The 14,291-nt window shown below is 71.3% G+C and carries 11 protein-coding genes; 2 read left to right on the plus strand and 9 right to left on the minus strand.

Annotated elements, in window-relative coordinates:
* Positions 1–72: 72 nt before the first annotated feature.
* The 8 genes from gap to ACFYZA_RS26460 all read right to left on the minus strand — a co-directional run bounded on the left by gap (position 73) and on the right by ACFYZA_RS26460 (position 11,394).
* The gene (gap, locus tag ACFYZA_RS26425; protein WP_388493078.1) at positions 73–1,083 is read right to left on the minus strand and encodes a type I glyceraldehyde-3-phosphate dehydrogenase; all 1,011 of its coding nucleotides are present in this window, start codon (positions 1,081–1,083) and stop codon (positions 73–75) included.
* Between the two features lie 211 nt (positions 1,084–1,294).
* Positions 1,295–4,243: a M14 family zinc carboxypeptidase gene (locus ACFYZA_RS26430; RefSeq protein ID WP_388493079.1), complete on the minus strand. Its 2,949-nt coding sequence runs from the start codon at positions 4,241–4,243 to the stop codon at positions 1,295–1,297.
* A gap of 160 nt (positions 4,244–4,403) precedes the next feature.
* Positions 4,404–5,393 (minus strand): DNA-binding protein WhiA, encoded by a 990-nt coding sequence (gene whiA / locus ACFYZA_RS26435; protein WP_161247460.1) that lies wholly within the window; start codon positions 5,391–5,393, stop codon positions 4,404–4,406.
* Positions 5,384–6,406 (minus strand): uridine diphosphate-N-acetylglucosamine-binding protein YvcK, encoded by a 1,023-nt coding sequence (gene yvcK, locus ACFYZA_RS26440; protein ID WP_382600674.1) that lies wholly within the window; start codon positions 6,404–6,406, stop codon positions 5,384–5,386. Before yvcK ends, whiA begins: the two co-directional genes overlap by 10 nt.
* A complete protein-coding gene (gene rapZ / locus ACFYZA_RS26445; RefSeq protein ID WP_382600676.1) occupies positions 6,403–7,347 on the minus strand; it encodes an RNase adapter RapZ in 945 nt (314 codons plus the stop codon). Before rapZ ends, yvcK begins: the two co-directional genes overlap by 4 nt.
* A complete protein-coding gene (gene uvrC, locus ACFYZA_RS26450) occupies positions 7,344–9,524 on the minus strand; it encodes an excinuclease ABC subunit UvrC (RefSeq protein ID WP_388493081.1) in 2,181 nt (726 codons plus the stop codon). Before uvrC ends, rapZ begins: the two co-directional genes overlap by 4 nt.
* Before the next feature lie 434 nt (positions 9,525–9,958).
* Entirely contained in the window at positions 9,959–10,780 is an 822-nt protein-coding gene (locus ACFYZA_RS26455) for a hypothetical protein (RefSeq protein WP_382589233.1), read from the minus strand.
* A gap of 5 nt (positions 10,781–10,785) precedes the next feature.
* On the minus strand, positions 10,786–11,394 hold the full coding sequence (locus ACFYZA_RS26460) for a papain-like cysteine protease family protein (protein ID WP_388493082.1): 609 nt from the start codon (positions 11,392–11,394) through the stop codon (positions 10,786–10,788).
* Between the two features lie 238 nt (positions 11,395–11,632).
* Between ACFYZA_RS26460 and ACFYZA_RS26465 the strand changes: the two genes are divergently transcribed.
* Positions 11,633–12,556 carry a hypothetical protein gene (locus tag ACFYZA_RS26465; protein ID WP_382588878.1) on the plus strand — a complete coding sequence of 308 codons (924 nt, stop codon included), beginning with the start codon at positions 11,633–11,635 and terminating at the stop codon, positions 12,554–12,556.
* A 110-nt stretch (positions 12,557–12,666) separates the two neighbouring features.
* On the opposite strand, the gene ACFYZA_RS26470 is transcribed toward ACFYZA_RS26465, so the two are convergent.
* The gene (locus ACFYZA_RS26470; protein WP_161244424.1) at positions 12,667–13,095 is read right to left on the minus strand and encodes a Rieske (2Fe-2S) protein; all 429 of its coding nucleotides are present in this window, start codon (positions 13,093–13,095) and stop codon (positions 12,667–12,669) included.
* A gap of 180 nt (positions 13,096–13,275) precedes the next feature.
* Between ACFYZA_RS26470 and ACFYZA_RS26475 the strand changes: the two genes are divergently transcribed.
* The gene (locus ACFYZA_RS26475) at positions 13,276–14,172 is read left to right on the plus strand and encodes a carbohydrate kinase (RefSeq protein WP_388493085.1); all 897 of its coding nucleotides are present in this window, start codon (positions 13,276–13,278) and stop codon (positions 14,170–14,172) included.
* The last annotated feature ends 119 nt before the right edge of the window (positions 14,173–14,291 follow it).

Consider the following 14,291-nt stretch of genomic DNA (forward strand, 5'->3'; position numbering starts at 1 on the left):
ACAGGGCCCGTACAGCGCGTCATTGCGCTGCCCGAGCCCTGTAGCTCACATCAGGTGCCTACCGGACCGAGGTCAGAGCTGGCCGCCGACGAAGACGGTCAGGTCGACGAGGCGGTTGGAGTAACCCCACTCGTTGTCGTACCAGCCCAGGATCTTCACCGTCTTGCCCTCCTGGACCATGGTCAGGGAGGAGTCGAAGGTGCAGGAGGCCGGGTCGCCCACGATGTCCGAGGACACGATCGGGTCCTCGGTGTAGTAGAGGATGCCCTTGAGGTCGCCGTCACCGGCGGCCTTCTTGAACGCGGCGTTGACCTCGTCCTTGGTGACCTCGCGCTGCAGCTCGACGACCAGGTCGGTGGCCGAACCGGTCGGGACGGGCACGCGCATCGCGATGCCGTCGAGCTTGCCCTTGAGCTGCGGCAGGACCAGAGCGGTCGCCTTGGCGGCACCGGTCGTGGTCGGGATGATGTTCTCGGCGGCGGCGCGGGCGCGGCGCAGGTCCGAGTGCGGGAAGTCCAGGATCCGCTGGTCGTTCGTGTACGCGTGGACCGTCGTCATCAGGCCCTTGACGATGCCGAAGTTCTCGTCCAGAACCTTGGCCATCGGCGCCACACAGTTGGTGGTGCAGGAGGCGTTGGAGATGACGTGGTGGTTGGCCGCGTCGTACTTGTCCTGGTTGACGCCCATCACGATCGTGATGTCCTCGTCCTTGGCCGGAGCCGAGATGAGGACCTTCTTGGCGCCACCGGCGATGTGCTTCTCGGCGTCGGCCTTCTTGGTGAAGATGCCGGTCGACTCGATGACGATGTCGACGCCCAGCTGACCCCAGGGGATGTCGGCCGGGTTGCGCTCGGAGAGCACCTTGATGGTGTGACCGTCGACGGTGATGGTGTCGGCGGCGTGGGTGACCTCGGCCTTGAGGCGACCCAGAATGGTGTCGTACTTCAGCAGGTGCGCAGTGGTCGCGGTGTCACCAAGGTCGTTGACAGCCACGATCTCGATGTCTGCACCCTGCTCAAGGAGCGCCCGGAAGTAGTTGCGCCCGATGCGGCCGAAGCCGTTGATGCCTACGCGGATCGTCACGAACCGATCTCCTCGTTAGGTACGCCGGGTTTCTCGACGCCGGCGAGTTGTATGGGATGTCCCCGACCGGTTACGACCCTACCTCCCCGGGGCCTTGGAAGTGACATCGAGCGCGTCCGGATGGTTCCGAAATGCCGCCCGGAACGGCCCGGTGGCCCGTACCTACCTGCGGGTACGGACCACCGGGGACCTTCGGCCCCACTACGGGGCGTCAGCGGTGCAGCGCGCTGAGCGCCTTCCCGATGACCTGCTTGCGGTCGGCGGCCGACGCCACGTTCTCCAGGCCGAAGCCGAGCAGGACGGTGTCCCGCGTAGCGACGGCGGCCGAGGAGTGGAACAGCGCCTGGGAGCGGGCCCAGTCGCCGCTGTTGCCGGGGCTGCCGGCCGGTGCTCCCGGCACGCTCCAGGGGCCGAGCGAGGTCTCGAAGCCCTCGGCTCCCGACGCGGTGCCGCCGACGACGAGCCGGGTGTCGTCGACGAACGCGCCGAGTCCTCCGGTGCCGGGGTCGGAGACGTAGGAGACGGCGACCTCGACCTGCTTGCCCGCGTACGCGCTGAGGTCGAGGGACACCTGCTGCCAGCCGTTGGACGAGCCGGTGAAGCGGTTCCAGGCGCCGCTGCTGCCGGTCGCCGCGCAGGCGGGCGAGCCGGCCGTGAGGTAGTGCGTGAGGAAGGGGTGCTCCTGGAGGAGGTAGCCCTGTTCGCACTGGCTCGGCACGCTGGTGGTGCTGGCCCCGTTGGCGTCCGGCAGGGTCGTCCAGTCGTCCTGGCCGACCGTGTGGGCCTCGACGATCACCTGGTCGTAGCCGGGCTCGGTGTCATAGCTGAGCTGGAAGTCCAGGCTCGGCCTCGCCGCGGCCGGCGTCTGGGCCAGGTCGACGGTGCGGGCGAGCCGCATATAGGCGTCGTCGCGGTGCCGGGCCGCCGCGAACCAGGAGCCCTCGGCGGGTTCGAACGGGGTGCGGACCCCGGGGTAGTCGCCCGCGGAGGCACTCGTGAACTGCGGGAACTGCTGGGGCTTGAGGGTGTCGGACGTGATGGTGTACGCCCCGGCCGCGGTCAGCGGACTGCCCGGGCCCGCGGCGAGCGAGGCCTTGGCGCCCGCGAGCTTTCCGGCCCCGGCGAAGGCGGGCGGGGACTTGAGCCCGGCCTTGTTGTAGGCGCCGAGGTAGTACTGCGAGAAGTCGTCCGACAGGGCGCCGCCGCCGAGGTCGACACTGCCGCCGGCCTGCTCACCGGCGTTGACCAGCTTGCCGCCCTCGTTGACGAAGTCGCGCACCGCGAACATCGTGGCCGCCTTCGGCTGGGCGCTGCCGGTGTACCAGACGACGTACCGGAAGTGGCTGAGCACGCCGAGCGCGCTCGGGGTGCCCTGGGTCGCCACGTCCCAGACGGCCGCCTTCTTGCCGTTGTCGGCCAGCGCCTTGGTGTAGAGCGCGGCGTTCCTGGCCGCACCGGTGCCGCCCTCGTCGGCGAGCACCAGGGTGTCCCCCTTGGGCCGCTGCGCCACGGTGTACGTGAACGGGGTGCTGGACGTCTTCCTGCCCGCGGCGGTCCGCCCGGTGAACCACACCTGGACCCGGTCACCGGCGTTCGCGTCCTCGACCTTGGCGCGGTACTGGTCGAAGCGGATGTTGTCGTGTCCGCCGTAGACCTCGCCGCCCTTCCAGGGCTCCAGCTCCTCGGTCTGCGTACGGCCGTTGTTGATGCGGTAGTTGAGGGTCTTGTCCCGCACCGACTTGCGTACGGTGACGGCGACTTCCTGGTCGTCGTCCCGCGTGTACGAGGTGGCGAAGGTGTCCGGCGTGAAGTCGGGGGCGTCGATCCCGACCGACGAGGAGGGCTGGTCGGGGTGGGCCGAGGTCTCGGCCACGGAGAGCGCGAAGGGGATGTTCTTCTCGAACTCGCCCTGGATCAGCTTCTCGCTGTCGGGGAAGTTGAAGTCGGAGGGGCAGTCCGCCGCGTTCCACTCGTCACCCGGGTCCACGTTGGAGGCGGTGGTGCAGGTCGACATCTCCGGGGTGAACATCATCGTGCCGTTGACGTTCGCCGCGTGGCCGTCGGCCTCGCCGTTGGTGGTGTACAGCGCGGAGGAGACCTCCGACAGGTAGCCGGGGATGGCCGGCTTGTCGGGGGTGCCCGCGAGCGACTTGTAGATGACGTCGTCGGGGGTCGGCGTGGCGACCTGCCAGCCCACTCCGTACAGCAACAGCTCCGCCGCGGAGTGGTAGTTGATCGCGTAGTTGAAGTGGACGCGCTTCTCGAAGGAGTCGAGCGCCTTGGTCTCGGGCTCGCTGCCTGCGCTCGGGCCCCGGTAGGTCTCGTTCGACGGGTCCTCGGACGAACCCTCGTTGTCGTAGCCCCACTTGTAGGGGAAGTTGCGGTTCGGGTCGACGCCGTCGACGGACGTGATCTTCCCGTCGCCGTTGTTGTCGCGGAGGTTCTTGCGCCACAGCCGGTTGCCGGGCGTGAAGGTGTAGTCGTAGCCGTCCGGGTTGGCGGAGAGCACGAACCACAGCTCGGTGGAGTCCACGATCTTGGTGGTCCGCGGGTCCTTGCCGTAGTTGTCGAGGTAGTAGTGCATCAGCCGCCGGGTCATCTCCGGAGTGATCCACTCCCGGGCGTGCTGGTTGGACAGGTACAGCGTGGCGGGCTTGGAGCCGTCCCTGGACTTGTTCGCGCCCTTGGTCAGCTTGAGGGCGAGGATGTCCTGGCCGTCCGTGGTCTTGCCGATCGACTCGACCTTGGTGAGGTTCGGGTTGGCCTTGCCCGTGTCGAGGATCTCCTGCTTCAGCCCGTTCTTGCCGCTGTACGGGCGGAACACCCCGTCGCCCGCGGCCTTGAGCCGGTTCTGGGCCTGCGCGGAGACCTTGCGCTCGGACAGGGTGACGCCCTTGCCGCGCAGGGCGGCGGCCTGGGACTTGGTGAGGTAGAGCTCGACTCCCGCCGAGCCCTTGGCGGGCAGCTCGGCGCCCAGTTCCTGGGCGTCGGCGCCGGCTTCCAGGAGCAGCGGCAGCTGTGCGCGGCTGACCTGGGCGTTCCAGACGACGATGCCCTCGCCGTCGGCTCCGCTCTGACTGGCCTGGGCGACGGGTGCCGCCACGAGCCCGGCCGTCATCAGTGATGCAGCGGCGAGGATCGCTCTCGCTCTGCGTCTCATAAGCCCCCCTTGCTGTTGTCTGCCACGAAAGTGGACCGACGCCAGGCTCATGACACTTCATGATCATGTCAATACCGCAGCCTCCCGCGACGTCTGTGCGAAAACGGAACCGGCGCCCACCAAGTGGGCGCCGGTTCAGGCGAGTTGGGGCGAGCCGGACTCAGCCGACCAGGCCGTCCGCCATCTCCTCCGTCAGGTTGGACTCGGTGCCCGGGATGCCCAGGTCCTGGGCCCGCTTGTCGGCCATCGCGAGCAGTCGGCGGATCCGGCCCGCGACCGCGTCCTTGGTCAGCGGCGGGTCGGCGAGCGCGCCCAGCTCCTCGAGGGAGGCCTGCTTGTGCTCCATGCGCAGCCGGCCGGCCGCCGCGAGGTGCTCGGGGACCTCCTCGGCGAGGATCTCCAGGGCGCGCTGGACGCGGGCCCCGGCGGCGACCGCGGCCCGCGCCGAGCGGCGCAGGTTGGCGTCGTCGAAGTTGGCGAGCCGGTTGGCGGTGGCGCGGACCTCGCGGCGCATCCGCCGCTCCTCCCAGGCCAGCACCGACTCGTGCGCGCCGAGACGGGTGAGCAGCGCGCCGATCGCGTCACCGTCGCGGACGACCACCCGGTCCACACCGCGGACCTCGCGTGCCTTGGCCGCGATCTGGAGCCGCCGTGCGGCACCGACCAGGGCGAGGGCCGCCTCCGGGCCCGGGCAGGTCACCTCGAGGGACGAGGAGCGGCCCGGCTCGGTCAGCGAGCCGTGCGCCAGGAACGCGCCGCGCCAGGCGGCCTCGGCGTCACAGGTGGCCCCCGAGACCACCTGGGGCGGCAGGCCGCGGATGGGGCGGCCGCGCCCGTCGACGAGGCCGGTCTGGCGGGCCAGCTGGTCGCCGCCCGCCACGACCCGTACGACGAACCGCGAGCCTCTGCGCAGGCCGCCCGGAGCCATCACGATCAGCTCGGAGCTGTGCCCGAAGATCTCCAGAATGTCCCGCTTCAGCCGGCGTGCAGCCATCGCGGTGTCCAGCTCCGCCTCGATCACAATGCGGCCGCTCACCAGGTGCAGCCCGCCCGCGAATCGAAGAATCGCCGAGACCTCCGCCTTCCTGCAGCAGGTCCGGGTGACGGGCAGCCGGGAAATCTCGTCCTTCACCGCCGGCGTCATCGCCATGGGCCGATCCTTCCATGCATCCGAAAAATACGGTCGTACGCGGCGGCCAACAGCTCCGGATCGTGCTTCGGAGAACCATCGGGCCTGGCCACCGGCGCCAGCTCGACCTCGGCTCCGAGCCGTTTCGCGGCTTCGGTCAGGCTCCCCCGGTCGGGCACGGCGGCCTCGTCGGCCAGCACCACGTCGAAGGCGAGTTTAGGGGCGTGTCGTCCCAAAACCTCCAAATGACGCTGCGGAGAGAAGCCATCGGTTTCACCCGGTTGTGGCGCGAGGTTCAGCGAGAGGACCTTGCGGGCCTTGGTCTCGATGAGCGCGTCGAGCAGTTCGGGCACCATCAGATGCGGAATGACGGAGGAGAACCAGGAGCCGGGACCGAGCACCACCCAGTCCGCGTCCAGGACCGCGGCGACCGCTTCGGGGACGGCCGGCGGGTCGTGCGGGACCAGCTGCACCGAGAGCACCTCGCCGGGCGTGAGCGCCACCGTGGCCTGGCCGCGCACGGTGTCCACGTCCTCGGGACGCCCCGGGTCGTGACCCCGTACGAGGGCCTCCAGCTCCAGCGGCACGGCCGACATCGGCAGCACCCGGCCCTGGGCGCCGAGCAGCTTGCCGACCAGGTCGAGGGCCTGGACATGGTCGCCCAGCTGCTCCCACAGGGCGACGATCAGCAGGTTGCCCACCGCATGCTCGTGCAGCTCGCCCTTGGACTGGAAGCGGTGCTGGATGACCCGGGACCAGGTCTGGCCCCAGTCGTCGTCGCCGCACAGCGCGGCCAGCGCCTTGCGCAGGTCGCCCGGCGGCAGCACGCCCAGCTCGGCGCGCAGGCGGCCGCTGGAGCCGCCGTCGTCGGCCACGGTGACGACGGCCGTCAGGTCGCCGGTGATCCGGCGCAGCGCGGCGAGCGAGGCCGACAGGCCCATGCCGCCGCCGAGCGCGACGACCTTGGGCTGGGCGCCCCGCTTGCGGCCGGTGCGCAGCACCGGTCCGGCGGTGCGCCGGCGGTACACCTTCACTCGCGCCCCATGTCCCGGTGTACGACGACGGTCTCGATCCCCTCGGAGGCGAGGCGGGCGGCGAGCTTCTCGGACATGGCGACCGAGCGGTGCTTGCCGCCCGTGCAGCCCACCGCGATCGTCACGTACCGCTTGCCCTCGCGGCGGTAGCCCGTCGCGATCAGCTGGAGCAGCTCGCTGTACTGGTCGAGGAACTCCTTGGCGCCCGGCTGGCTGAAGACGTAGCCCGACACCTCCTCGTTGAGGCCGGTGAAGGGACGCAGCTCCGGCACCCAGTGCGGGTTGGGCAGAAAGCGGCAGTCGACCACCAGGTCCGCGTCGACCGGCAGGCCGTACTTGTAGCCGAACGACATCACCGTGGCGCGCAGCTCCGGCTCCTCGTCGCCGGCGAACTGGGCGTCCATCTTGGCGCGCAGCTCGTGGACGTTGAGGCTGGAGGTGTCGATCACCAGGTCGGCGTCGCCGCGCAGCTCGCGCAGCAGATCGCGCTCGGCGGCGATGCCGTCGACGATCCGGCCGTCGCCCTGGAGGGGGTGCGGGCGGCGCACCGACTCGAAGCGGCGCACCAGCGCGTCGTCGGAGGACTCCAGGAACACGATCCGCCGGGTGACCTCCTTCGCGTCGAGGTCCGCCAGGGACTCGCGCAGATTGTCGAAGAACCGGCGGCCGCGTACGTCGACGACGACGGCGATGCGCGCCACGTTGCCCTGCGAGCGGGCGCCGAGCTCCACCATGGTGGGGATCAGTGCGGGCGGCAGGTTGTCGACGACGAACCAGCCGAGGTCCTCCAGGCACTTGGCGGCGGTGCTGCGCCCGGCACCCGACATTCCGGAGATGATCACCAGCTCGGGGATGGGCGCATCGGCCCCGCCGGCCTCGGTCGTCGTGCCCGTACTCACGTCTACTCCTGCTTCTCGGTCTTCGTCGTGCTGCTCAGTCATGTCGTGCTGCCCCCGTCGTCCTCTTCCATGATCTCTCCTGTCGCCGTGTTGACGGCGGGTGCGGCCGGGGCCGCTTCGGCGAGGGCCGCGGCAACGGTCTCGGCCGTCTTGCGGCCTATGCCGGGGACCTCGCAGATCTCGTCGATTGTCGCCGACCGGAGCTTCTTCACCGAGCCGAAATGCTTGATCAGGGCCTGCTTGCGGGTTTCGCCGAGGCCGGGCACGGCATCCAGCGGCCCCGCCTTGAAGCGCTTCGTCCGTTTGGCCCTCTGATAGGTGATGGCGAAGCGGTGGGCTTCGTCACGCACCCGCTGGAGGAGGTAGAGCCCCTCGCTGGAGCGGGGCAGCACCACCGGGTCGTCCTCCTCGGGCACCCAGACCTCTTCGAGGCGCTTGGCGAGCCCGCAGACCGCGATGTCGTCGATGCCCAGCTCGTCGAGGGCCCGCTTGGCCGCGGCGACCTGCGGCTGGCCGCCGTCGACGACGAGGAGCTGCGGCGGATAGGCGAACCGCTTGGGCCGTCCGTCCTCCTCCTGCAAGGCGGACACCTCCCCGGACACCGGCCCGCTCGGCTCCCCGGACACCGGCCCGCTCGGCCCGCCGTTCTCCCGGCCGGGCACGGGCCCGGACGGGCCGTCGGCTTCCCGCCCCGGCAGGCCGTCGGCCTCCTGACCGGACGACGGCCCGGTCGAGGCCCCTTCCGCGTCCTGGCCCGAGTCCTGGCCGGAACCCTCCGTGAGCTCCTGGCCCTCCTCCTCGCCCCACTCCCCCGTGCGGGACTGCTCGGCGAGGTAGCGCTTGAAGCGGCGGCTGATCACCTCGTGCATGGACCGGACGTCGTCCTGGCCCTCGAAGCCCTTGATCTGGAAGCGCCGGTACTCGCTCTTGCGGGCGAGGCCGTCCTCGAAGACCACCATGGACGCCACCACGTCGTCGCCCTGGAGGTGGGAGATGTCGAAGCACTCGATGCGCAGCGGCGCGCTGTCGAGCTCCAGGGCCGTGGCGATCTCCTCCAGGGCCCGCGAGCGCGTCGTCAGGTCGGAGGCGCGCTTGGTCTTGTGCAGCGTGAGGGCCTGCTGGGCGTTGCGCGCGACCGTCACCATCAGGGCCTTCTTGTCGCCGCGCTGCGGAATGCGCAGCGAGACGTTGGAGCCGCGCCGGCTCGCCAGCCAGCGGCTCACCGCGTCCTCGTCCTCGGGCAGTGCCGGGACCAGGACCTCCTTCGGCACGGAGTCGCCCGTCTCCTCGCCGTACAGCTGCTGCAGCGCGTGCTCGACCAGGCCCGCGGTGTCGACCGCCTCGACCTTGTCGGTGACCCAGCCGCGCTGGCCGCGGACCCGGCCGCCGCGCACGTGGAAGATCTGGACGGCCGCCTCCAGCTCGTCCTCCGCGACCGCGATGAGGTCGGCGTCGGTGGCGTCGTTGAAGACGATCGCGTTCTTCTCCAGGGCCTTCTTGAGCGCCCCCAGGTCGTCGCGCAGCCGGGCCGCCCGCTCGTACTCCATGTCCTCGGCCGCCGCCATCATCTGCTGCTCGACACGGCGCAGATAGGCGCCGGTGCGGCCGGCCATGAAGTCGCAGAAGTCCTCCGCCAGTTCGCGGTGTTCCTCGGGGGTGACGCGGGCGACGCAGGGGGCCGCGCACTTGCCGATGTAGCCGAGCAGACAGGGCCGGCCGATCTGGGCCGAGCGCTTGAACACGCCGGCGGAGCACGTGCGGACCGGGAAGACGCGGAGCATCAGGTCGACCGTCTCGCGGATCGCCCAGGCGTGCCCGTAGGGGCCGAAGTAGCGCACGCCCTTCTTCTTGGCGCCGCGCATGACCTGGACCCTCGGGAACTCCTCGTTCATCGTCACCGCGAGGTAGGGATAGCTCTTGTCGTCGCGGTACTTGACGTTGAAGCGGGGGTCGAACTCCTTGATCCAGGAGTATTCGAGCTGGAGCGCCTCGACCTCGGTGGCGACGACGGTCCACTCCACGGCCGCGGCCGTGGTCACCATCGTGGCCGTGCGCGGGTGCAGACTCGTCAACGGCTGGAAGTAGTTGGCGAGCCGCTGCCGCAGGGACTTCGCCTTCCCGACGTAGATCACCCGGCGGTGCTCGTCGCGGAATTTGTAGACCCCCGGCGAGTCGGGGATCTGTCCCGGCTTGGGGCGGTAGCTGGAGGGGTCTGCCATGGCCACCACCCTACTGGCGGGCGCTGACAACCCGGCGTCCCCGGGGCGTCCCCCCGCCAAACCCCAGGGTCTCCGCCCCAGACCCCGCTCGCGCGTTCTCCCACCCAGCCCCCGGTGCTGCCAGGGGCGCGAGGAACTGCGCGAACGGCGACACACGGTCCGCAGACAAGAGCGGGGTTTTCAGGGGCGCGGGGAACTGCGCGAGCAACCACACATGGCGGACGGACGAGAACGGGGTTCTCAGGGGCGCGGGGAACTGCGCGAACGCCCCCCACGGCCCGCGGACGAAGGCAGGGTTCCCAGGGGCGCGGGGGAACTGCGCGAGCAACCCGGCGCGGGGAACGGCGCGGGCCGCCGTCCGCGGGCCGTCGGCAAAAGGCGTGGGGCGGGCCGGTGCGGGGGCACTCCGTTGGGCCCCCGCACCGGCCCGGGGGCTAGCCCCGACCAGCCGCGCGGCGCCGCCGTACGGCCGCCCCCGTCAGCCCGAGGACGAGCAGCGCGCCCGCGCCGGACAGCACCGTCAGGGAGGTGTCGCCGTGCCGGGACGCGACGGCCGCGGCCTGGGCGGCCTGGGCCCGGGACTCCTCCGCCGTCTCGGCGTAGCCGCCCGCCTTGCCCGACCGGTCGTAGGCCGAGCCCGGCAGCTTGTCCCCGTACGCCGTCGCGACGCGCTTCTGGTAGGCGGCGAGCGTGGTGCCGCCCGCGCCGACCGCCTTGACGGCGTCCTCGTCGAGCGGCAGCACCTTGCTGCCCTTCTCCACGTACCAGGCGTTGATCTGCGGCTCCTGGAACACGGTGCCGCCGGGGAGCTTCGCGGCGCCGGCCGCCGCGTAGCGGGACTCGTCGTCGCCGGTGGCTATGTTGACCACCTGCCAGGACGAGCCCTCCTTGACCGTCCACAGCGAGGCCTTCTGGCCGTCCGACGAGACGGCCGTGGCGGCGAGGTATTCCACCTGTGCGACGGGGGCGCCCGCCTTCCCCGCCACGAACTGCGGGGAGAGCGTGTAGACGGGCACGGCGTCGCCCTCGATGTGCGGGGCGGCGGCCTTGAGCGCGACCTTGCCGTCCCGCGCGAAGAAGCGGGAGAGCGTGTCGAGGGTGGCGGGAGCGGACGCGGCCTGGCGGGCCGCGGCCCTGGAGTCGGCGGAGGCGAGCGGCGCCTGGTCGGCGAACGCGCCCGGGGCCGCGAGGCCGACGAGCGCCACCGCGAGGACGGCGGGTGCGATGCCCGTGGGTGCGAGGCGGGTCAACTTCATCGTCGTCACGCCCCGATCCGGTACAGCGAGTGGGTCCAGGAGAAGGAGTTGTTGCTGACGTACCAGTCGTGCGAGGCCCAGTTGTAGCGGGTGCTCGACGGCCAGGGGTCGCCCCAGTACACCCAGCTGCTGGCGTCGTCGTAGCCGTACAGGACGTGCATGTGACCGCCGCCGCTCGACCACTGGATGCGGGTCTCGATCGGGCGGTTGTTGTTGATCTCGGTCTGCACGGTCGAGTAGCGCAGCCAACCGGTCACGTAGGAGCCCGAGTTGATGCCGGCCCAGTTCAGGGCGTTCTGCACATTGCCCAGGTCCGCCTGCCAGTTGGGGCAGTCGTAACCCTGGGCCCGGCCGAAGGCCGCGTTGCAGAACTGGTTCTGCGTGTAGTTGCGGCCGAACCAGGTGGCGATGGTGTTTCCGCTGCCGGCCCAGCACCAGTTGTCCTTCTGCTGGGACTGCATCGTGATGTTGAGCCGCTTGGAGCTCGCCGCGGCGGCTGCGGCGGGCACCGGCTTGTCGTTGTGCGGGGCGGCGGTGGCCGTTGCCGTGGGGGCGGCAAACAGGGCCGCCACCACGAGGGTGAGGGCGGACAGCCGTCTCTTCTTGCTGCGCATCGCGTTCCTCCCATGGCGGGGTGGGGGGTTGGGGATGGTGGAGGATCGCGTCCGGACGCTTGTGGTCGAGCATCGGCCGTTGTCGAGAACAGGTCAACGCGCTTCAATGCGGGGTGGTACGCGGGTGTGAACGAAGTGGCCGGAGTGTGAACAACTCCTCCCCCGCCACCAGGTTTTCCCCGACCTGTCGTCGCCCCGCGCCCACCCCCCACCGTGAACGTTCACTGAGGAGTCCCCCATGCTCCACTCCGAGGCCGACCTGAAGCAGGCGCTGCACACCGGCCCGTTCCATCTGGCGCTGCGCGCCGCCCTGTCCGTACGGGGCCTGCCGCTCCAGCGGGTCCAGCACCATCTGGCCGGGCGCGGCATCAAGGTCGGTGTCACCAGCCTGAGTTACTGGCAGCAGGGCGCCCGCCGGCCGCAGCGCCCGGAGTCGCTGCGTGCGGTGCGCGGGCTCGAAGAGGTGCTCGGCCTGCCGTCGAACTCCCTGCTGCGGCTGCTTGACGACGCCTCGATCGCCGATGTCGAGCGGCCCGCCGGGCGCTCGTACCGTTCGCTCGTCGAGGCGTCGGGGGTCGTGGAACAGCTCATCGCCGGCCTGGAGGTACCGGTGGACGGCGGCCTGCACACCGTCGGCCACCACGAGCGCATCCACATCGGCGCGGGCCGGGAGATGCGCGGCCGCGACTCGCAGCATGTCGTACGGGCCCATCGTGACGGCGTCGACCGCTATCTGGCGATCCACCGCGGGGACGCCGGCTGCGATCCGGCCCGGGTCGAGGTGCGCGCGGGCGAGAACTGCCGCACCGGCCGGGTCCGCTGGGACGCCACCAGCGGGGTCCTGGTCGCCGAGCTGCTCTTCGACACCCGGCTGCGGGCAGGCGAGACGTACTTGTTCGGATACGGCTTCGAGGACGGCACGGGCGGCCCGAGCCGGGAGTACGTCCGCGGCTTCGCCTTCGCCGGCGGGCAGTACGTCCTCCAGGTGCGGTTCGACGAACAGGCCCTGCCGGCCCGCTGCCGTCGCTTCGCCCAGACCTCCACGGGCGCCACCCGCTCCGGCCGCAGCGACCTCACCCTCAGCGGGCGGCACCGCTCGGTGCACCTGGTGGAGCAGGGGGTGCGGCCGGGGATCCTGGGGATCGACTGGGACTGGGAGTGAATCCCCGGCCCGGCGAGGCCACGCGATTCCAAGAGTCGGGAGAGGCCACGCGATTGCAGAGTGCGGAGAGGCCACGCGCACTCTGGCCCACTGAGGCCGTGCGTCGGGTCTCAGGCGTCGGGGCCCGCCACCAGCTGGCCGTCCTTGAGCTTCACCGGCACCGAGGGCAGCGGCACGGTGGCCGGTCCCTGCACGGGCTTGCCGGTCATCACGTTGAAGCGGCTGCCGTGGCACGGGCAGTTCGCGTGGCCGTCCTCGATCTTCTCCAGGAGGCAGCCGGCGTGCGTGCACTGGGCGCTGAACGCCTTGTACTCGCCCTTCGCCGGGCAGCTCACCATGACGCGCTGCTCGCGGTAGAGCTTGGCGCCGCCGACGGGCACCGCGTCGGGCGTGCCGAGCGGCTCGGGAGCGGTGGGCGTGGGCGTCTCGGCGTGGCCGAGCTTGGAGTCGGTGGAGCAGGCGGCCACGCCGACCCCCGCGGCCCCGGCGAGGGCGGCGCCTTTCAGCACGGTGCGACGGGCGGCGGGCTGGCCGGTCATGGGCTATCTCCACTGATCACTGGTCTTGTCCTGGCCGGCCGTCCGTACGGCCGACCCGGCCGCCGCAACCGACCCGGGTTGCGCCATCGACGATACCGGCGCAGATCGGCCGCCCCGCGCCGGGGCTCACCCTGCGGCGGGGCTGCCCCCGCGGCCCGGGAATGGGTTACGTTCTGGGCCGTGATCGTCGTCGCCGGAGAGTCCCTCATCGACCTGGTGCCGCAGCATCCCGAGGATCCGCTGGGGCCGCTGGCGCCACGGCCCGGTGGCGGCCCGTACAACACCGCGGTGGCCCTGGGCCGGCTCGGCGCGGGGGCCGCGTTCTGCTCCCGGATCTCCACGGACGGCTTCGGCGAGGCCCTCCTGGCCGGGCTGCGCGCGGCCGGCGTGGACACGTCCCTGGTGCAGCGCGGCCCCGAGCCCACGACGCTAGCCGTGGCGACGCTGGGGCCGGACGGCTCGGCGGGATACGGCTTCTACGCCGACGGCACCGCGGACCGCCTCTTCGCCCTCCCGCCCCAACTCCCGCCCGGGGCAACGGCGTTGGCCCTCGGCACCTGCTCCCTGGTGCTGGAACCGGGTGCCACCGCGTACGAGGCCCTGCTGCGCAGGGAGTCGGCCCGAGGCCTGTTGACCCTGCTCGACCCCAATATCCGCCCCGCCCTGATCCCCGACCCCGACGCCTACCGCGCCCGCTTCAGGAGCTGGCTGCCGTACGTCTCCCTCCTGAAGCTCTCGCGGGAGGACGCCCAGTGGCTGGGCGGCACCCCCGAGGAGTGGCTGGCGGCGGGCCCGGCGGCGGTGGTCCTGACGAACGGCGCGGCGGGCCTGACGGCGTACACGTCGCAAGGCGCGGAGCACTCGGTGCCGGCGGAACGGCTGAAGGTGGTGGACACCATCGGCGCGGGCGACACGGTGAACGCGGCGCTGCTCCACCACGTGCCGACGCGGTCCGCCCTGCGCACGGCGGACTGGCCCCGCGTCCTGCGTTACGCGGCGAGAGCCGCGGCCCTGACCTGCACGAGGGAGGGCGCCCAGCCGCCCACGTCTGCTCAGGTAGGGGCATCCCCTTCCTGACCGCCCCCTGCCGGGGGGGTGCGGCTTCCGCCCGCGGGGTGGCGTGGTGCGGGCGCGCGGTGGGTTGCTCGAGCAGTTCCCCACGCCCCTGGACGGGTCCGTTCTCAGGTGCCGATCGT

The sequence above is a fragment of the Streptomyces sp. NPDC001828 genome (assembly GCF_042892175.1).
GTDB lineage: Bacteria > Actinomycetota > Actinomycetes > Streptomycetales > Streptomycetaceae > Streptomyces.